The organism is Nocardioides humi, from assembly GCF_006494775.1.
GTDB lineage: Bacteria > Actinomycetota > Actinomycetes > Propionibacteriales > Nocardioidaceae > Nocardioides > Nocardioides humi.
In genome coordinates, this window is the sequence record NZ_CP041146.1 from 1,889,692 (window position 1) to 1,907,395 (window position 17,704).

Below are 17,704 nucleotides of genomic sequence, written 5' to 3' on the forward strand. Positions count from 1 at the left end.
CAGTCGGCGGCTGCTGCGGGGTCGGCCAGCCGAAGCCGGCCATCTGCTCGGACAGCAGCCCGCTTCCGGCCTTCGACGTCGCGGTAGCCGATGTCGAAGCCGGGCGCGGAAGGACTCGTGCTCAAGCCCCGTCGCGATCTTTGACGCCAGCGAACCGCTCCCTCAACGCTCGCTTGTCGATCTTCATCGCGGGCGTGAGCGGCATCGAATCGAGAATGTGGATTCGCTTCGGTGTCTTGTAGCTAGCGAGATGCGTCCGAGCGAAGTTGCGCAGTTCGTCTTCGTGTCGAGCACCGGCTAGTACAAGGCCGCCGCCGAGGACGACCGCTGCCTCGACTCGCTCACCCCAATCTGGGTCCGGTACGCCGAACACAGCAGCTTCGTGCACGTCCCTATGCCGGGACAGGACGCTCTCGACCTCGATCGGGAAGACGTTCTCACCTCCGGTGATGATGAGGTCCTTGACACGGCCTTGCATCAAGATCGATCCGTCGGCCCGGCGTAGGCCGAGGTCTCCCGAGCGCACTCCGCCCCTCACGAACGCCGACTCGTTGGTCCCTGCTTCCCCGAGATAGCCGTCCATCTGCCACGGAGCGCGAGCGACGATCTCACCGCTCGCCCCGATCGGGAGGTCCTCACCGTCAGGCCCAACGATCCGCACGTGAACGCCAGGCACCGGCCATCCGAGGACATCTGGCCCGTCGGCCTCGCTCCGCTCCCACGAGCGGAGCCGTAGGACACCTCCGAACTCGGTGGCGCCATAGCCCGTGATGAACTCGGTCGATGGGAAGGACTCCGTGAGCTTTCCGATCAAGGACGGCTCACTTCGGGTGGAGCCGAAGAGGATCCGACGTACGCGGCCGGTCTTCGTCCGATCGAACGACGGGTGCTCCATGAGACGAACGAGTGCGGTGGGAGGTGCGAAGAATCTGGTGACCCGACCTGTCGCGATCTCCGCGTTCACCCGCGCCGCGTCGAAGCCAGCGAGGAACTGCACCCTTCCACCGGCGAACAGCGTCCCGAGGGGACCAGTCGCCAGGGCGATGTGGAAGAAGGGAGAGAAGAAGAGCTCGACATCGGTGCGGCGCACCTCCAACGCGTGGGCGCACGCGGCTCCGTAGAGCCAGAGTGACTCATGGCTCCATGCTGCTGCCTTGGGGAGGCCGGTCGTGCCTCCCGTACCGAAGATGATCGCCGGCGCCTCCGTCAGCGCCTTGGCGCCCACCGGAACGACAGGTCTCTTCGACTCCACAGCATCCGCGGGACGGCACAGGTCCGCGATGCTCAGACACCGAACATCGCGGCGGGCGTCGACCTCGTCGAGAAGTGGGCCTCCCGCAGCGTCTCCGATCAGAAGACTCGGGGCAAGGACCTCGAAGTAGGCGTCGACCTCGGTGGTGGTGAAGCGGGGATTGATCGGCGCGGCCGCGACACCGGCGATCATGCACCCGAGAACTGTCGCGAGGGCGTGTGCGCTCGGTGCCACGGCAAGAGCCACCCTCTGCCCCGGCTGCACTCCCACCGCGCCGAGCCCGCCCGCGACCTCCATCGCCTGCATCCACAGCTGTGCGTAGGACATCTGGGTGCATTCATCCTCGACCGCCATCGCCTCGGGGGTCTGCGCCGCATGAGCCTCGATGACCTCGATGAACCGGGGTTCGGGCGCACAGCGCTCGACGCTCACGGCGCGACATCTCCCTGATGCCGACCAACCGGACTCACCAGTGGCGACTTGTCGTTCATCTGGTCCTCCCACGGTGGATCAGGGCCATGGCTTCGGCGCGGGTGGCGTGGCTCGAGACCATGGTGCCGCGGACGGCGGAGGTGATCGTCCGGGCGCCGGCCTTGCGGACGCCGCGCATGGTCATGCACAGGTGCTCGGCCTCGATCACCACGATCACGCCGCGGGCATCGAGGATCTCCATGAGCGAGTCGGCGACCTGGGTGGTGAGCCGCTCCTGGACCTGAGGGCGCTTGGCGTAGACGTCGACCAGGCGGGCCAGCTTGGACAGACCGGTGATCTTGCCGCTCTCGGCGGGGATGTAGCCGACGTGCGCGACGCCGGTGAACGGCACCAGGTGGTGCTCGCACATCGACCACAGCTCGATGTCGCGGACCAGCACCATCTCGTCGTGGCCGAGGTCGAAGGTGGTGGTGAGCACGTCCTCGGGGCCATCCGCAGGCCGGCGGTCAGCTCGGCGTACGCACGGGCCACGCGCGCGGGGGTCTCGCGCAGACCCTCGCGGTCCGGGTCCTCGCCGATGGCGGCGAGGAGCTCGCGGACGGCCGCCTCCGCGCGCGGACGGTCGAACGCCGGGGCCGCAGGGGCAGCTGCCGACACTCGCTACCGCCGGTCCGCGGGATCGGGCTGGAGTGAGCGGGAAGTGCCGTGGCGCATCAGTTGCGCCCGATATGGCGCGAGCAGGCTCTTTCCCGCTGCCAGCGAGCTCGCGCCGACCAGCTCGGATCTGCGACGGAACTCCACGATCAGACCGCCCCCGTCGGGTCGCACGACACCGGAGGTCTCGGCGACACCCGGACATCCGATCATCTCGAGCTTGTGGTCGAACTGGTGGGACCAGACGTACGGGACGCTCACCAGCGGCGTTCCCCGGCCCAGCAGCGTCGCCGCGGCCGCAGTTCCCTGCTCGATGGCGTTGGTCCAGTGCTCCACGCGCATCGAGACGTTGAAGCGCTGGTTGTACAGCCGCGCGACGTCGCCGGCGGCGACGACTCCCTCGAGGCCGAAGACCGAGCAGTCCGGACGGCACAGGACCCCGTCACGGGTGGCCGCCGGAATGCCGTTGAGCCACCCGAGGTCGAGTGTGGCTCCGGTCGACCAGATGACCAGATCGGCCTCGATGGTGCCTGAGCGAGAGAGTCTCACGGCGGCCACGCGGCCGCCCACCAGCTCGATGTCGTCCACCGTCTCCGCAAGTCGGACATCAACGCCGTGCGCGCGATGCAGGTCGGCGACCGCCCCGGACATGGCGGCACCGTGCCGGGCGCCGAGGAGAGCCGGGCCGGCCTCCACCACGGTCACAGGCTTGCCCTGATGGCGCACGGAGGCGGCGGCCTCCAGACCCAGGAAGCCGCCTCCGACCACGACGACCGCGGCGGCCAGCGCGACCTCGTCGGCCAGAGCGGTGGCATCGGCGAGGGTGCGGACAACGTGGACGCCGGCATCCGCGGCGTAGGTCGGGTGGCGTCGGGCCTCACTCCCGGAGGCGATCACCAGCCCGTCGAACGGAAGCTGCAGCGACGCGCGATCGACCTCGACGCCCAGCCGCCGCCGGTGCAGGTCCACCGCCGTCGCGGCGCCGTGCCAGCGCTCAGCGCCGAGATCGGCAGGCCACTCGATGGCGATGTCCTCCGGCCGTATGCGGCCGGACAGGATCCCCTTGCTCAGCTCGGGCTTGCGATAGGGCGCGACCGGATCGCGGTCGAGGACGGTGATCTGACCGTCGAAGCCCTTGGCACGCAGAGCGCGCACCGCGCTGAGTCCGGCGATCGAGCCACCGACGACGATGACGTTCTTCATGCCGTATCGGTCGCGGTGAGCTCGATGGCCATCACCGGACAGACGTCGACCGCCATCTGGACGGCGCCGAGCTCCTCGGGCACGACCTCCTCGCGCAGCTGGACCACGAGACCGGTCGCGGCGTCCTGCGCGAAGTGGCCGGGGGCGACGTCCACGCAGTTGCCGGCCCCGATACAGCGGTCGGGAACGACGGTGATGCGCGTGCTGGTCATGGGATGCTCCAGATCGGTCGTGGTGGTGTGCGGGCGTGGCTCACCACGCGACGGGCAAGGAGTGGACGCCGACGACCAATGCTTCGGTGTACTCGAGCTCGTGGGGCTCGCAGGCGAGGTGCAGGTCCGGGAACCGCTCGAGGAGTCGACGGAAGACGATCGAGAGCTCGAGCCGTGCCAGCGGCTGGCCGAGGCACTGGTGGACACCGAACCCGAAGGCCACGTGGTGCCGGGCGTTGCGGTGGATGTCGAGCCGATCGGGGTCCACGAAGACGTTCGGGTCGCGGTTGGCCGCCATGATGGGCGCGATGACGCCCTCGCCCGCCGAGACCGGGCAGCCGCCGACCTCACGATCCTCCAGCGCGAGTCGGTAGCCGACCTCGTGCGCCGGGGTGACGTAGCGCAACAGCTCCTCGATGGCGCCGGGCCACAGGTCCGGCGAACGCCGCAGCTGGACCAGCTGCTCGGGGTTCTGGAAGAGGACGAGCATCCCCACCGCGATCATGTTGGCCGTGGTGTCGAAGCCGCCCACCAGGAGCAGGAACAGCATGTGCTCGAGCTCGTCGAGGGACAGCCGTCCGGGGTCGACGTGGTCCCGGATCATCTGCGACACCAGGTCCTCGCCGCGATGCTCGTTGCGGTCGGCGACGAGGTCCGCGAAGTACTGCAGCAGCTCCTCGGAGGCCCGGGCGCCCTCCTCGGGTGACTTCGTTTCACTCGTCCACGTCTTGACGCAGTACTGGAAGAACTCGCTGTCGCTCAGCGGAAGGCCCAACAGTTGACAGGTGACGCGGGCGGGCAGCGGCTCCGCGACCAGGCTCACCAGGTCGGCCCCCGGGCCCGACTTCTCGAGGTCGTCGAGGAGCAGTTCGACGGTCTCCTCCACGAAGGGACGCTTCTGCTCCACGTTCGCCAGCGAGAACGCCGGTGCCAGCATCCGGCGGTGGTCGTCGTGCTCGGGCGGGTCCATCCGCTGGAAGTTCCGCAGCTTCGAACGGCCGACCTTGGTCTTCTCCGACGGATGCGGGAACCCGGGCGTGCGCGGGTCGGCGGACATCGCGCGATCGGCCAACACCGCCTTCACGTCGCGGTAGCGGGTGACCAGCCACGGCGTCGTGCCGTCGTAGAGCCTGACCCGGGCCGGACCCGCGTGCTCCTCGCGCAGGCGCGCGATGACGGCCGGCGGGTCGATCGGGCAACCGGCCTCCCGCCGCTGAGGCCACGTGCTCTCGCTGTGGGTCATGGTTGTGCCGACTCCCTCGTGTGCGCGATCGATCGGGACTGGCCGGATCGTGGCTACTGCGACACACTTTGTCAGTGATCAACAGTCAAATCAAGAGTATGTGTGGTCATCGATGAAAGATCCTTCCGATACTCCGCTCGTCGACGCTCAGGTCCATGCCTGGGTTTCCTCGACCCCGCGATTCCCGTGGTCGGAGCAGCACCTGAGGCGCCTGCCCGCCCGGCTCCGGCCGCTGTACGAGACCGGCGATCACTCCGCCGAGCGCGTCGTCGTCATGATGGACGAGGCCGGGGTCGATGTCGCCGTGCTGACCTCGACGTTCCTCTACGGCACCGACCCGTCCTACGCCCTGGACGCCGCGGCGCGGTTCCCCGGACGTTTCGTCGTCGTGGCCTATGTCGACGACACGGTCCCCGATCTCGCCTCGTATCTGGACTGGACGGTGGGTCAGCGGGATCTGGTCGGGCTCCGGGTCTTCCTGGGGACGCCGGACGCGGGCGCACCCGGACGAGGCGTGGGAGCCGGCTCGTTCCTGGAGGACGTGGCGGACGCCGGCCTCCCCCTCTTCGTCAGCCCGATGGGCAGCCTCGATCGACTCGCCGCCCTCGCGACCAGCCGTCCGGCGACGCCCATCGTGGTGGATCACCTGGGGCTGTGGATCGACGCGCCACGCGAGCGACGGTGGCGACTGGCGGACCAGGTGCTCGCGCTCGCGGCGATCCCCAACATCCACATCAAGTGCTCGGCGGCGCCCGAGCTGTCCCGGGAACGGTTCCCGTTCCCCGACGTCCTCGCCCTCCTGGACCGCTATGTCGCGGCCTTCGGCACGGACCGGCTGCTGTGGGGCAGCGACATCAATCAGCACCTCGACTCACTGAGCTACGCGGACGCGGTGGACTACGTCCGGTGCCATCGGGCCTGGTCCGCCGAGCAGCGGGCGATGCTGCTGGGAGGTACGGCGGTCAGGCTCCTGGGTCTCGCGGGGCCATCCAGATGACCGGCTTGACCTCACGCCCCTCGAGCATGCCGACCAGCGCGGCGCCCACCGAGTCGAGGCTGTAGTCACCGGAGAGGAGGAGGTCGAAGTCGACCTCGCCGCGCGCGGCCGCGAGGAAGGCCAGCGCGTCGCGCAGATGGCGCGCCGAGGCCGACCACGTGCCCAGGACGGTCAGCTGCTTGCGGTTGAGCACGCCGGGCGAGACGCGAGCCCTCGCCGGTCCGACTGCTCCCAGGCTCAGGTAGCGAGCGCCGATCCGGGCGAGCTCGAAGCCCTCCTCGAAGGCCTCCGGGGAGCCGGACGCCTCGATCACCACATCGGGACCGCGCCCGTCGGTGGCGTCCAGGACCGTCTCGGCGCGCTGGCCGCCGGCCACGGAGAGCGGCACCACGATGTCCGCGCCCCAGGCCCGGGCGACGTCGAGCCGTGGCGCCGGGTCGCCGACGACGATGATGCGGCGCGCCCCGGCGCGTCGGGCGACCGCCACCGCGAACAGGCCCAGCGGGCCCGCGCCCTGGATCAGGACGCTCTGCGCATGTCCGATGCGCCCCAGCCTCTCGAATCCGTGCACGACGGTGCGCAGCGCACAGCTGGCGGCGGAGGCCCAGGTCGACTTCACCTCGTCCGGGACCCTGACCCGCTCGGCGCGCGGATAGACATAGGCGTACTCCGCGAAGGAGCCGGTCACGAACGGGAACCGGCTCGACGGATCGGTGAGATAGCCACGGCGGCGCAGGCACAGCCCCGGCTCCCCCAGGCCGGTGCACTCCGGGCATCGGCCACAGGACTCCCCGGTCCACACCAACCTGTCGCCGACGGCGAGCGGATCGCCCAGGGTATCCTCCTGCGGCCCCGGCCCGAAGGCCACGACGCGGCCGACGCACTCGTGGCCCAGCACGTAGCCCTCACTCAGATCGAGATCGGGCTTCAGGTCGCCTCGCCACGCGTGGACGTCGGTACCGCAGACCGTCGCACACTCCACCTCGACCAGAACGGCCCCCGGCTCGAGCACGTCCGGCAGCGGCACCGACCTCACCTCCGGCTCGGCGCCGAACCGCGTCAGGGTGACGACCCGGGCCGACCTCTCCGTCACGCCGGGCCGCTCAGGGCTCGCTCGGACGCACGACGACGTGGATCGGCGCCTGCTCGGCCCGCGCGCCGGCAGGCCCGAGCAGCTCGATGGCCTCCACGGCGCGGCCGAGGCCCATGACGTGGGAGTGCAGCAGATGGAAGGGATAGGCGCCCGCAGCGATGGTCGCCATGGCGCGGCCCACGGCCGTGGCGGTGGTTCCGGACACGCCGTGCATGGTGAGCTGCTTGATCCGGAACCGCTCCAGCGCGAATGGCGCGGCGCCCTCCTCCCGCACCCCCGCCAACACCAGCCGCCCCCGCGGCCGGAGCAGCTCCACCGCGTCGCGCAGCGGCTCCACGGCCACGGGGACGGTGTCGACCACCACGTCCAGAGGCCGGCCGTGGAGCAGCTCGCGCACCCGAGCGACGGTGTCCTCCTCGTCGACGATCACCACGTCGGTCGCGCCGAAGCTGCCGGCCAGTGCCAGCTTGGCCTGATCCCGACGCAGGCCGGTGACGATCACCCGCGCCGCGCCTGCCTCTGCGGCGGCCGCCGCGCAGCACAGGCCACGCTGGCCCGCACCGAGGACGAGCACGGACTCCCCGGGCCTCACCTGGGCGGTCTCGGCGACCCAATAGAAGGCGTTCCCGAGCGGGTTGAACATCGTGGCGTCGAGGTCGCTGACATGGACCGGCACCTTGAACACGTTGGAGCCGCCGACCACGCACATGTACTCGCAGAGACCGCCCCACAGTCCCTCGTGGTCGTCGAGGCCGCGCAGCGAGTAGATCATCGCGTCGGTGCAGTCATCACCGTCGCGGCAGCCGGCGCAGACGCCGCAGCGCGCCCTGGACTCGACGACGATGCGGTCACCGACCGCGACATCCCAGCGGCGGGCGGCGTCGTCGTCGATCTCCACGATCTCGCCGACCGGCTCGTGTCCGGTGATCATGGGAAAGGCGGGCGGCTTGCCTCCGGGGTTTCTCATCTCACCGGAGTACAGGGCGAGATCGCTCCCGCAGATGCCGTTGGCGAGGACCCGGATCAGCGCCCCGCCCGGCGGCGCCGCTGGGCGGGGAAGGTCGCGCGCCACGATCCTGCCGAAGTCCTCCATCACCATCGCTCGGACCACGTTCTCATCCCTCCACTTCGACGATCGTCTGCGTGGCCAGGTACTGCTCGGCCACGGGGAACAGCAGCTCGCACAATGTGTCGTGCGCAGCGCTGTCGCGATAGACCTGCCATCCCGCCTGGTCGTCGAAGTCGACGATCCAGCAGAAGGTGGCGTTGTGCCCGAGGTGCTTGGTCAGCCCGAGGTCCTCGCGCACCTCGGAGCGACGGACCGTCGGCACCTGCCGGGGCAGCTCGGCACGCAGGAACTCCATGAGCGGGAGCGGGTCGGCGCCCTCCTTGAGCTGGGCCAGGATGATGAGCTGGAACATCGCCTACCGATCGATCAGTGGATGGGTGGGATCTGGGTCGGGTCGAGCCGGAGGTCGACGAGCACCGGCCCGGTGCGCTGGTTGATCGCCTCGAGCGCGCGGGGCAGGTCGTCGGGGCCGTCGACGCCGATGCCCTGGCCGCCCAGGCTGGTCGCCAGCGCGGCCATGTCGGGCCAGGCGAACTCGGAGAGTGCCGTCGGCAGTCCAGCGCGCTCGAGCTGGATGTATTCCGCCCCGTAGGCGGCGTCGTTGTAGAGAACGACGACGAGGTCGGCGCCGTGGCGTACGGCGGAGTTGAACTCGGCCAGCCCGCCCATGACGAAACCTCCGTCGCCTACGCACAGGACCGTCGGCCGATCCGGGCGCGCCAGCGCCGCGCCCACCGCGGCCCCCGTGCCGAGGCCGATCGATCCGAAGTTGCAGGTGAAGACGAAGTCTCCCGGGTCGCTGACGTGGAACCGACGCATCGGTATTCCCATGTAGCGCCCCGCGTCGAGGACGAGGGTGCGCTCGGCGGGCAGCGCGGCGTCGAGGAAGTCGGTCGCCTCGACCGGGTCGAGCCCGGAGCGCACGTCGGGCACGGTCTGCGCCACAGCGGCCACCCGCGAGCGGTAGGTCGAGGTCGGCTCCATCCCGGCCAGACTGGACAGCATCGCTCGTGCGACGGTCCGGACGTCCCCGTGCACCCTCACCTGCGCGTCGGTGAAGCGCGCGAAGGCCGCCGCGTCGGCGTCGCAGTGGATCAACGTCGTGCCCCGGACCAGGTCTCCGGAGGCCGTGGTCAGCGGGTTGAGCGAGGCGCCGAAGGCGACCAGGCAGTCGGCTTGACCGATCAGCTCACCGGCCTGCGGTGTGGCCAGGGTCCCGCAGACTCCGATGTCGGCGGCCTCACCGCGGAACCAGTCCTTGGCCATCAGCGTGGTCGCCAGCGGCGCACCCAGCTGCTCGGCCAGGGCGAGCAGCTCCGCGCGAGCGCCCGATCCGACCGCGCCGCGTCCGGCCAGGATCACGGGACGCCGTGCGCTCGCCATGATGCCCAACGCCTCGTCCAATGCGTTCTCATCGGCGCCCTGCCGGAGGACGTCGAGACGGGGAGCCCCTCCCGGCAGACAGGGCGGCGGTGGCACCTCGCGGTCGGCGGGAACCTGCTCGTGGACGAGGTCGGCGGAGTAGTTGAGCACCACCGGGCCGCGCCCCGAGGCGGCCTCGTGCAGCGCCCGGCGAGTGTCGTCGGCGGCGGTGGCCGCCGACCGGATCTCGCGGAACCGTGCACCGGTCGCCTTCACCAGCTCACGCTGGTCGATGTTCTGCAGGTGGAAGGGCCGGGTCACCGAGGTGTCTCCGACCAGCAGCAGGAGGCTGCTGCGGTTGCGGACCGCCTCCACCAGAGCCGTGATGGTGTTGGTGAGACCGGGGCCGTGGGTGACCGAGGCCACGCCGACCTCACCGCGGACCCTGCCGTAGCCGTCCGCCATCGTCACCGCGCCGGCCTCGTGGCCGGCCGTGACGACACGGACGGCCCGGACACGGCTCATCACGTCCACGACGAACAGGTTGGCGTCCCCCGGCACCGCGAAGACGGTGTCGACTCCGTCTTGGGCGAGGACGTCGGCGATGCGCTCACAGACCCGCACCGGTCTCCTTTCGCCACGGAACCGCAAGACATGGTGAGGCGGACACTAGATAGATGGTGGTCACATGTCAATGATCAAGAACCAAGAGAAGTGTTGACAAACGATCAGTGACTAACGACGCTGAGGCGTCACCCAACACAGGAGGAAGCATCTGATGACCGCACAAGGCCCGCGCTCCAACACCGAGGCCGTGCTCCGGTGGTACGAAGGCATGAGCAGCCAGGACGCGACCAAGGCGATGGAGTTCTTCACGCCCGACTGCCGCTACTGGGCCGTCGGCCTGACCGGTGACGGATCCCTGGAGCGGTACTGGATGCAGGGTCGCGAGGAGATCACGGCCTACCTCAGCGAGAACTGCACGCGCACCGACCCGGGTCGACTCACCTACACACCACTCCACGTGGCCGAGGACGACAAGGGCACGGTGCTGGTCGAGTGCACGACCGACGCCTGGTTCTCCATCGGGCACCACTACCAGAACCAGGGTGTGTACGTGTTCGACTGCGACGAGAGCCACCGCATCGTGGAGATGCGGCCCTTCTACGACTGGGGCCCGGTCGCCGCGCACCGTGCCGCGACCGGCTGGTCGGGGATGCCGGAGTCCTGAGGCTCCGGCGGACACCTCACCGAGGGCCGGGGCCGCCCGTCCGGCGGCCCTGGCCGCAAGGGCACGGCGGTCGATCTTGCCACTGCCGATCAGCGGGACGTCGTCCATCTCGATCAGCTCGAACCGCCGGGGAACCTTGAACGTCGCGAGCTGACCGCGGCAGTGCGCGAGGAGCCCGGCCTCCTCCGGCGGCCGTGCGCTGCCGGGGACCACGTAGGCATAGGCGACCTCGCCCAGTCGGTCATCGGCGACCCCCACCACCACGGCGTCCCGGACATCGGGGTGCGCCTTGAGGACCAGCTCGACCTCCTCGACCGAGACGTTCTCACCGCCGACGCGGAGCATGTTCTTGAGCCGCCCGGTGAAGTGCAGGTAGCCGTCGTCGTCGAGGTGGCCGAGATCCCCGGTCCGGAGGCGGCCACGCCCGTCGAGCGAGCGGGCGAACTCTTCGGGCTGAGAGAGATAGCCGATCATGAGGCTCCAGCCGCCGACCCGGATCTCGCCTGTCTCGCCGAGTACGACCTCCTCCTGCGACGCCGGGTCGACCACCGCCAGGTCGATCCCGGGAAGCGGCCTCCCCACGGTGCTCAACAACTTGTCGCGCGGATCGTCGTACGCACCGCAGGTCGGGGCGCCACCGGTCTCGGTGGAGCCGTACTGGGAGATGGTGACGACGCCGGCCCCGAACGCGGCCGCAACCCGCTCGACCGTCTCGGCAAGAGCGGACACCGAGACCAGGCGCAAGGGGAGAGCCGACGGATCGAAGGCCTCGTGGCCGGTCAGCAGGGTCAGATGGGTGTCGATCCCGTGGACGACCGAGCAGTCCTCGGCGGCGATGGCCTCCAGTGCCGCGCCCGCGCTGAAGGTCGGCAGGGTGACGAAGGTGGCTCCCTGGCCGATCACCGCCACCATCGAGAACGTCATCCCGCCGAGGTGACAGATCGGCGAGCACCCGAAGTAGCGGTCGCCGGGGCCGAGCCCGAACCGGCGTCCCAGCTCCACCGCCATTCGGCAGGTGGCGCCCTGGGAGAGCAGCGCGCCCTTCGGCTGCGAGGTGGTTCCCGACGTGAACTGCAAGATGGCGGAGTCGCCCGGCTCCACGGCATCGCCTGCTCGGGCGAGCCGCTCGGCGGCCCCGGGGCCGCTGCCGTCCTCGAGGAGCCGGGCCCAGGTCAGCGCGTCGTCGAGCTCGCCGCGGAGCGCGACGAGCCGCGGGACCTCGGCGCGCACGTGGGCCAGCCGCTCGGTGAAGTCGTACCCGCCCTCCTCGGCCAGCGTGAGCAGGACCTGCGGCCGGCAGCGCTCGACGGCATGGGCGAGCTCACGCGCGGTGAGCCGCGGGTTCAGCGGCGCGAAGACGCCGCCGATGCGCGTCACGGCATAGAACGCCACATAGGCCTCGACCAGGTTCGGGGCGAAGAGCGCGACGACGTCGCCGCGTCGTACGCCGAGCTCGAGCAGGCCTCCGGCGATCCGGGCGCTGTCGCGCTCCAGTTCGGCGTAGGTCACGCGGCGCTCGCCCACGACCAGCGCCTCGCGGTCGCCCTGGCGTGCGGCGACCTCGCGCAGCATCGCCCCGATCCTGTCAGGTCCCGCGTAGGCATCGGGGAGTGTGGTCGCGGTCATCGTCGTCGCCTCCAATGCGGCCGGCGCTAGCTGTCGGTCTAGCTGTTGGTCAAGATCATGAGTCCGCCCGAGACGAACCCGTAGGCGGTCACCAGGGCATGCCGCGCGTCGGTCACCTGCCGCGCGTCGGCATCGCCGCGCAGCTGCTGGACCGCCTCGATGGTGTGGTTCAGGCCGTGGATGTACGCCTCGCTGAGCAGGCCGCCGTGCGGATTGACGGGGAGCTCGCCACCCAGCGCGATGGCTCCCGACTCGACGTACGGACCGCCCTCGCCACGAGCGCAGAAGCCGATCTCCTCGAGCTGGTGGATCACCTCGAAGGTGAAGGCGTCGTAGAGCAGCGCCACGTCGATGTCGTCACGCTGCACCGCCGACTTGGCGAACAGCTCGCGACCCAGCCGGGAGAAGCACGAGGTGGAGAAGTCCGCCCATCCGTCGAACGGGAGCCTCGGGGAGTCGCCGGCGCCGTGGACCACCGCGTGGATCGTCACCGGCCGGTGCGGACCGTCGGCGGCCGACTCCCGGGAGCTGACCACCAGCGCGACGGCGCCGTCGGTCTCCAGGCAGCAGTCGAAGAGGGTGAACGGAAGAGCGATCGGCCGTCCGGCGAGGTACTGCTCCATCGACAGCGGCTCGCGTCGCATCGCCCGCGGATTGAGCGCCGCATGCTCGCGAAGGGTGATGGCGACCTTGCCGAGCTGCTCACGGGTGGTTCCGAACTCGTGCATGTGCCGCTGAGCGAACATTCCGAAGATCTGGGCGGGCGAGCCGAACCCCAGCGGGGCCATGTACTGGTAGGCGCCGTCCGTGCGTCCCCCGCCGAACTGCCCCATCCGCTTCCCGGACCGGCCGTTCATGGCGCGGTAGACCACCACGTTGTCGGCCAGTCCCGTCGCGACGGCCATCGCGGCCTGCGCCACCGCCGCCACGGCGAAGTTGCCGCCGACCGAGGCGTCGGACCACCACCGCAGCCGCGGAAGACGGAGCGAGCTGGCGACCTCGCGGGTGAGAGCGGAGTCGTTGTCGTGGAAGCAGACCAGCCCGTCGATCTCGTCACGCGAGAGGCCGGCGTCCGCGATGGCGGCGACCACGGCCTCCAGCGCCAGCCGCGCCACCGGAACACCGGAGTCGCGGGTGAAGGCGGTGTAGCCGATGCCGGAGATCGCGGTCCGGTCCCGCAGCGGGTCCGGCTCCCCGCTCATGCTCGATCACGCACGGGCTGCCTCCTTCTCCATCGCTCTCCCGAGCCAGTCGTTGAACTGACGCGGGCGGTTCGCGGCCACGATGAACTGCCGACCAGGGTCCTCGAGGAGGAAGGAGTCCTCGTCCAGCGCCCCCTCCAGGACGGTCGGGACGACCGTCGGGTCGAGCCAGCCGGCGACCTGCAGGCGAACGCCGTGCTGCTCGGTCCAGTACCAGGGAACGGGAGCGTACGGCACCGCCCCCGTGCCCGCCAGCTGGGCGAGGAGCGATCGGGCCGCGTGCCGGCCCTGCTCCGCCGCGTTGTTCCAGTTCTCCAGGCGCACGAGGCGGTCGCTGCCGGCCGGCTGCCAGCGCGCCACGTCGCCGGCGGCCACCACGCCGGGGCCGGCGACGCAGGCGGCGTCGCACACCACGCCGTCGGCGACCCGTAGCCCACTGCCCTCGAGCCAGCCGGTCGCCGGGCGGGAGCCGACACTGACCAGGACGTCGGCCGCCTCGAGCACGCTGCCATCGCTGAGGAGCACGGTCGAGACGCCCTCCGCCCTCCGGACGGACTCGGCGGTGACGCCCACCACGACGCCGACCCCCTGCCGCTCGTGCAGCCGACGAAGGTAGCCGGCGGCGAAGGCGCCGACCGCTCGCGTGCACGGGTCGACGAGGTCGACCATGATCACCTCGTGCCCGGCCGCCCGCGCGGAGGACGCCACCTCGCATCCGATCAGTCCCGCGCCGAGGATCACCAACGGCCGGTCGGCTGGGCGCCGCACGGCGGCGCGGACCCTGTCGCCGTCCTCGACCGTGCGCAGGTAGAGCACGCCCTCGAAGCGCTCGCGGTCCAGGAGCACCGGGGCGCTCCCCGTGGCCACCACCAGCCCGTCGAAGGAGAGTGGCTCTCCGGAGTCCAGCCGCACGCTCCCCTCGTCGAGGTCCACGGCAGCCGCCGAGAGCCCCAGATGGAGACGGGCGTCCAGCTTGCGCGCGACGGGGAGGGTGAGATCCCTGGGACCGTCGGTCAGGGCCTTCTTCGACAGCGGCGGCCGGGTGTAGGGCGGATGCGGCTCAGCGCCGATCAGGTGCAGCTCCCCCGTGAAACCGCGCTTGCGCAGCTCAGCGGCCGCGCTGGCGCCGGCGAGCCCCGCGCCGACGACCACGATCCGCTCAGGCACCGGGACCCTCCGGCACGTCCAGCTCCAGGCGCGCTCTGGTCAGGAAGGGCTCGCCACCGGCGTCGACGACGATGAGGCTCGCCACCGCCGGGTTCTCCGCGTCGAACTCGTGGCCCACGTCGACCCGCACCTCGGTGTCGTCGGGTACGACGAGCGGTCGAGCGAAGCGCGCGACGACCGCGGACACTCGGCCAGGGTCGTCGAGACCGTTGACCAGCGTGCTGGTCGCCAGGCCCATCGTCAGCATCCCGTGCGCGATGACGTCGTCCAGGCCCGCGCGACGAGCCGAGGCCTCGTGCCAGTGAAGGGGATTGAGGTCACCGGACGCGGCCGCGTACGAGACCAGGCGGGCGCGGTCGACCACGACCGTCTGCCGATCAGGACCGCTCATCGGCCCCGCCCCTCTCCACCAGCGTCGAGCGGGCCGTCACCACGAGGTCGCCCCTCGCCCCGTGGAGGTCCGTGCGCGTGGTCAGGAAGGTCATGGCGCCCTTGTGGACGACCGACTCCAGCGTGACGGTGGCCGCCAGCTCGTCTCCCGCCACGATCGGGCGGGCGAGGTCGAAGCGCTGCTCGCCATGCACGACGCGGGCGTAGTCGAGACCGATCGCCGGGTCGTGGGTCACCTGCCGGCTGGCTCGCCGGGTGACGACGATCGCGAAGGTCGGCGGTGCGACCAGGTCGACGTGGCCGAGCGCCCGCGCGGCCTCGACGTCGAAGCAGGCCGGGTGGGTGATGCCGACCACGTCGGCGAACTCACGGATCAGGTGGCGGGTCACGGTGTAGGGCTCGGTCGGCGGGTAGGTCCGGCCGGCGTGCCGCTGGTCGACAGGCATGACAGGAGCGGCCTCAGTGATTCCAGTTGGCCTGGGTCGCCAGCCCCTGCAACGCCAGGCCGTAGCTGACGCCGTCGTGGAGAAGGCGCTTGTACTCGCGCGTGAGCACCTCGCGCGCGTAGCGGCGCGTGAGGAACGGCTTCTCGGCGAAGTCGCGCGCGATCTCCCGTGCCCGGGGCAGCACGTCCTCGGGCGCCAGCACCTCGCTCACCACTCCGTAGTCCAGCGCCTGTCGCGCGTCGAACTCCTGCCCCATGAGGAGGTAGTAGCGCCCTCGGTTGGGTCCGAGGAGGTGGGTCCACACGACGTGGGCGCCGTCGCCGGGCACGACGCCCTTCTGGAAGTGGCCCTTGTCGGAGAAGACCGCGGTCTCCGACGCCAGGACGATGTCGGACATCGCCGGGATCTCGGAGTGGAAGCGCACCGGTCCGTTGATCGCGGAGATGACGGGCACGTTGATCTTCAAGAGGTTGTTGAGCAGCCGGGATCCCTCGTGCAGGATCACCTCCCAGGTCGCCGGCGTGGTGACCGAGAAGGACGCGAAGTCCAGCTCGTTGCAGAACGAGTCTCCGGCGCCGGTGAGGATGACCACCTTGTTCTCGCTGTCGGCGGCGATGTCCTCCCACAGATAGGGAAGGGCGTCGTGGATGGCCTGGGTCCACACCATCGAGTCGCCGTCCGTGTGCAGCGTGACCTCCAAGATGCCGTCGGTTCGCTCGAGCCGCGCGTTGGCGTACCTGTGCTGATAGTCGCTGAATGTAGGCGCGAGAGACACTCCAGGAGCTCCTTCGATATTTGGTCGTTCATGTAATATCACAGATATCCGTTGGCGAGTAGGGGCATTCCTCCCCCGACACTCGAACTCGAGAACTCAGGTGGTGAGATGGTCCCCCAGTCCCGTGCAGTGGTGGTTGCAGCTGGCCGGAGTCCGATCGGTCGCGCGCGCAAGGGCTCCCTGACTCGCATGCGCCCCGACGATCTGCTGGCGCAAGTGATCCGGGCAGTCCTCGACGAGGTGCCCTCATTGGACGCCACGACCCTCGACGACCTGATGGTCGGCTGCGCGCAGCCCGCCGGGGAGGCGGCGTTCAACCTGGCGCGCGCCACGGGCGTCCAGTTGGGACTGGATTCCGTGCCCGGGGTGACGGTGAACCGGTTCTGCGCTTCGTCGCTGCAGACGACACGCATGGCCATGCATGCCATCAACGCCGGGGAAGGCTCGGCGTACGTCAGCGCGGGGGTCGAGACGGTCTCGCGCTACGACCGCGGCACCGCTGACGGCTGGCCCGATACGCGCAACCCGTTCTTCGCCGAGGCGCGGGATCGCAGCGCTGTGGCACTGAAGGCGACGGAGTACGCATGGGATGACCCGCGCGAGCGGGGCTGGGTCCCCGACCTCTACATGACCATGGGGCAGACCGCCGAGAACGTCGCCGTCCACCGGAATGTCAGTCGTGAGGCGATGGACGAGTTCGCCGCCCGGTCCCAGCAGCGAGCGGTCACGGCCACGGAGGCGGGCTTCTTCCAGCGCGAGATCATCCCGGTGACCCTGCCTGACGGCACTGTGGTCGACGTCGACGACTGCCCGCGTCCGGGGGTGTCGACCGAGACGCTGGCAAGCCTTCAGCCGGCCTTCCGCCCTGGCGGCCGCGTCACCGCCGGCAACTGTTGCCCGCTCAACGACGGCGCCGCAGCTCTGGTCGTGATGGACGAGCAGCGAGCCCTGAGCCTGGGGCTGATGCCGCTGGCGCGGCTGCTCGGATCGGGTCTCAGCGGGCTCTCGCCCGAGATCATGGGACTCGGTCCTGTCGAGGCGTGCACACGGGCGATGGCATCGGTCGGGATGTCGGTCGGCGACATCGACCTGGTGGAGATGAACGAGGCGTTCGCGGCCCAGGTGATCCCTAGCTACGAGCAGTTGGGGATCGATCTCGATCGTCTCAATGTGAACGGCGGGGCCATCGCGCTCGGCCATCCCTTCGGCATGACCGGCGCGCGGCTCGTCACCACGTTGATCAACGGGCTGCGCAGCCGCGATGAGACCATCGGCATGGCCACGATGTGCGTCGGCGGCGGCCAGGGAATGGCGCTGGTGCTCGAGCGCCTGGCCTGATCGGCCGAGCGC

16 protein-coding genes and 2 pseudogenes are annotated in these 17,704 nt (G+C 70.3%); 3 read left to right on the forward strand and 15 right to left on the reverse strand.

Annotation, left to right across the window (positions count from 1 at the left end; translation table 11 throughout):
* Positions 1-121: 121 nt before the first annotated feature.
* The 5 genes and pseudogenes from FIV44_RS09350 to FIV44_RS09370 all read right to left on the reverse strand — a co-directional run bounded on the left by FIV44_RS09350 (position 122) and on the right by FIV44_RS09370 (position 4,996).
* Positions 122-1,684, reverse strand: a complete 1,563-nt coding sequence (locus FIV44_RS09350) for a class I adenylate-forming enzyme family protein (RefSeq protein ID WP_141004201.1) — start codon at positions 1,682-1,684, stop codon at positions 122-124.
* A gap of 55 nt (positions 1,685-1,739) precedes the next feature.
* A pseudogene (gene folE, locus FIV44_RS09355) lies at positions 1,740-2,341 on the reverse strand (GTP cyclohydrolase I FolE).
* Between the two features lie 3 nt (positions 2,342-2,344).
* Entirely contained in the window at positions 2,345-3,541 is a 1,197-nt protein-coding gene (locus tag FIV44_RS09360; protein ID WP_141004202.1) for an NAD(P)/FAD-dependent oxidoreductase, read from the reverse strand.
* Positions 3,538-3,753, reverse strand: a complete 216-nt coding sequence (locus FIV44_RS09365; protein ID WP_141004203.1) for a ferredoxin — start codon at positions 3,751-3,753, stop codon at positions 3,538-3,540. The genes FIV44_RS09360 and FIV44_RS09365 overlap by 4 nt, the downstream gene beginning before the upstream one ends.
* A 40-nt stretch (positions 3,754-3,793) precedes the next feature.
* A complete protein-coding gene (locus FIV44_RS09370; RefSeq protein ID WP_141004204.1) occupies positions 3,794-4,996 on the reverse strand; it encodes a cytochrome P450 in 1,203 nt (400 codons plus the stop codon).
* 100 nt (positions 4,997-5,096) lie between these two features.
* Between FIV44_RS09370 and FIV44_RS09375 the strand changes: the two genes are divergently transcribed.
* The gene (locus FIV44_RS09375; RefSeq protein ID WP_181411068.1) at positions 5,097-5,993 is read left to right on the forward strand and encodes an amidohydrolase family protein; all 897 of its coding nucleotides are present in this window, start codon (positions 5,097-5,099) and stop codon (positions 5,991-5,993) included.
* On the opposite strand, the gene FIV44_RS09380 is transcribed toward FIV44_RS09375, so the two are convergent.
* The 4 genes from FIV44_RS09380 to FIV44_RS09395 are packed head-to-tail and all read right to left on the reverse strand — an operon-like array spanning position 5,959 to position 10,141.
* A complete protein-coding gene (locus FIV44_RS09380) occupies positions 5,959-7,086 on the reverse strand; it encodes a zinc-binding dehydrogenase (RefSeq protein ID WP_141004206.1) in 1,128 nt (375 codons plus the stop codon). The two genes, FIV44_RS09375 and FIV44_RS09380, sit on opposite strands and share 35 nt — an antisense overlap.
* A gap of 10 nt (positions 7,087-7,096) precedes the next feature.
* On the reverse strand, positions 7,097-8,197 hold the full coding sequence (locus FIV44_RS09385; protein ID WP_141004207.1) for a zinc-dependent alcohol dehydrogenase: 1,101 nt from the start codon (positions 8,195-8,197) through the stop codon (positions 7,097-7,099).
* 4 nt (positions 8,198-8,201) lie between these two features.
* Positions 8,202-8,507 (reverse strand): Dabb family protein, encoded by a 306-nt coding sequence (locus FIV44_RS09390; protein WP_141004208.1) that lies wholly within the window; start codon positions 8,505-8,507, stop codon positions 8,202-8,204.
* Between the two features lie 14 nt (positions 8,508-8,521).
* Positions 8,522-10,141, reverse strand: coding sequence for a thiamine pyrophosphate-binding protein (locus FIV44_RS09395; RefSeq protein WP_181411069.1), 1,620 nt, complete (start codon positions 10,139-10,141; stop codon positions 8,522-8,524).
* 238 nt (positions 10,142-10,379) lie between these two features.
* On the opposite strand from FIV44_RS09395, the gene FIV44_RS33970 reads away from it, so the two are divergent.
* Positions 10,380-10,748: a nuclear transport factor 2 family protein gene (locus tag FIV44_RS33970; protein WP_425465170.1), complete on the forward strand. Its 369-nt coding sequence runs from the start codon at positions 10,380-10,382 to the stop codon at positions 10,746-10,748.
* 87 nt (positions 10,749-10,835) lie between these two features.
* Here the strand turns inward: FIV44_RS33970 and FIV44_RS09400 are convergent.
* The 6 genes and pseudogenes from FIV44_RS09400 to FIV44_RS09425 form a co-directional block, all read right to left on the reverse strand.
* Positions 10,836-12,374 (reverse strand): annotated as a pseudogene (locus FIV44_RS09400) (class I adenylate-forming enzyme family protein); the annotation flags it as partial.
* Between the two features lie 38 nt (positions 12,375-12,412).
* Entirely contained in the window at positions 12,413-13,576 is a 1,164-nt protein-coding gene (locus FIV44_RS09405; RefSeq protein ID WP_141004211.1) for a thiolase C-terminal domain-containing protein, read from the reverse strand.
* Positions 13,577-13,582: 6 nt separating this feature from the next.
* Positions 13,583-14,743 carry an NAD(P)/FAD-dependent oxidoreductase gene (locus FIV44_RS09410; protein WP_141004212.1) on the reverse strand — a complete coding sequence of 387 codons (1,161 nt, stop codon included), beginning with the start codon at positions 14,741-14,743 and terminating at the stop codon, positions 13,583-13,585.
* Positions 14,736-15,134 carry a MaoC/PaaZ C-terminal domain-containing protein gene (locus FIV44_RS09415; RefSeq protein WP_141004213.1) on the reverse strand — a complete coding sequence of 133 codons (399 nt, stop codon included), beginning with the start codon at positions 15,132-15,134 and terminating at the stop codon, positions 14,736-14,738. The genes FIV44_RS09410 and FIV44_RS09415 overlap by 8 nt, the downstream gene beginning before the upstream one ends.
* Positions 15,121-15,579 (reverse strand): FAS1-like dehydratase domain-containing protein, encoded by a 459-nt coding sequence (locus FIV44_RS09420; RefSeq protein WP_141004214.1) that lies wholly within the window; start codon positions 15,577-15,579, stop codon positions 15,121-15,123. Before FIV44_RS09420 ends, FIV44_RS09415 begins: the two co-directional genes overlap by 14 nt.
* A gap of 13 nt (positions 15,580-15,592) precedes the next feature.
* On the reverse strand, positions 15,593-16,354 hold the full coding sequence (locus tag FIV44_RS09425; protein WP_141004215.1) for an enoyl-CoA hydratase/isomerase family protein: 762 nt from the start codon (positions 16,352-16,354) through the stop codon (positions 15,593-15,595).
* Between the two features lie 108 nt (positions 16,355-16,462).
* Here FIV44_RS09425 and FIV44_RS09430 point away from each other — a divergent pair, with 108 nt between their 5' ends.
* Positions 16,463-17,692: an acetyl-CoA C-acetyltransferase gene (locus FIV44_RS09430; RefSeq protein ID WP_141004216.1), complete on the forward strand. Its 1,230-nt coding sequence runs from the start codon at positions 16,463-16,465 to the stop codon at positions 17,690-17,692.
* Positions 17,693-17,704: the final 12 nt, after the last annotated feature.

Excerpts from the sequence above, each read along its gene's own strand:
- FIV44_RS09360 (WP_141004202.1), bottom strand. The coding sequence starts at position 3,541 with ATGAAGAACGTCATCGTCGTCGGTGGCTCGATCGCCGGACTCAGCGCG.
- FIV44_RS09365 (WP_141004203.1), bottom strand. The coding sequence starts at position 3,753 with ATGACCAGCACGCGCATCACCGTCGTTCCCGACCGCTGTATCGGGGCC.
- FIV44_RS09370 (WP_141004204.1), bottom strand. The coding sequence starts at position 4,996 with ATGACCCACAGCGAGAGCACGTGGCCTCAGCGGCGGGAGGCCGGTTGC.
- FIV44_RS09390 (WP_141004208.1), bottom strand. The coding sequence starts at position 8,507 with ATGTTCCAGCTCATCATCCTGGCCCAGCTCAAGGAGGGCGCCGACCCG.
- FIV44_RS33970 (WP_425465170.1), top strand. The coding sequence starts at position 10,380 with ATGGAGTTCTTCACGCCCGACTGCCGCTACTGGGCCGTCGGCCTGACC.
- FIV44_RS09405 (WP_141004211.1), bottom strand. The coding sequence starts at position 13,576 with ATGAGCGGGGAGCCGGACCCGCTGCGGGACCGGACCGCGATCTCCGGC.
- FIV44_RS09415 (WP_141004213.1), bottom strand. The coding sequence starts at position 15,134 with ATGAGCGGTCCTGATCGGCAGACGGTCGTGGTCGACCGCGCCCGCCTG.
- FIV44_RS09420 (WP_141004214.1), bottom strand. The coding sequence starts at position 15,579 with ATGCCTGTCGACCAGCGGCACGCCGGCCGGACCTACCCGCCGACCGAG.
- FIV44_RS09430 (WP_141004216.1), top strand. The coding sequence starts at position 16,463 with ATGGTCCCCCAGTCCCGTGCAGTGGTGGTTGCAGCTGGCCGGAGTCCG.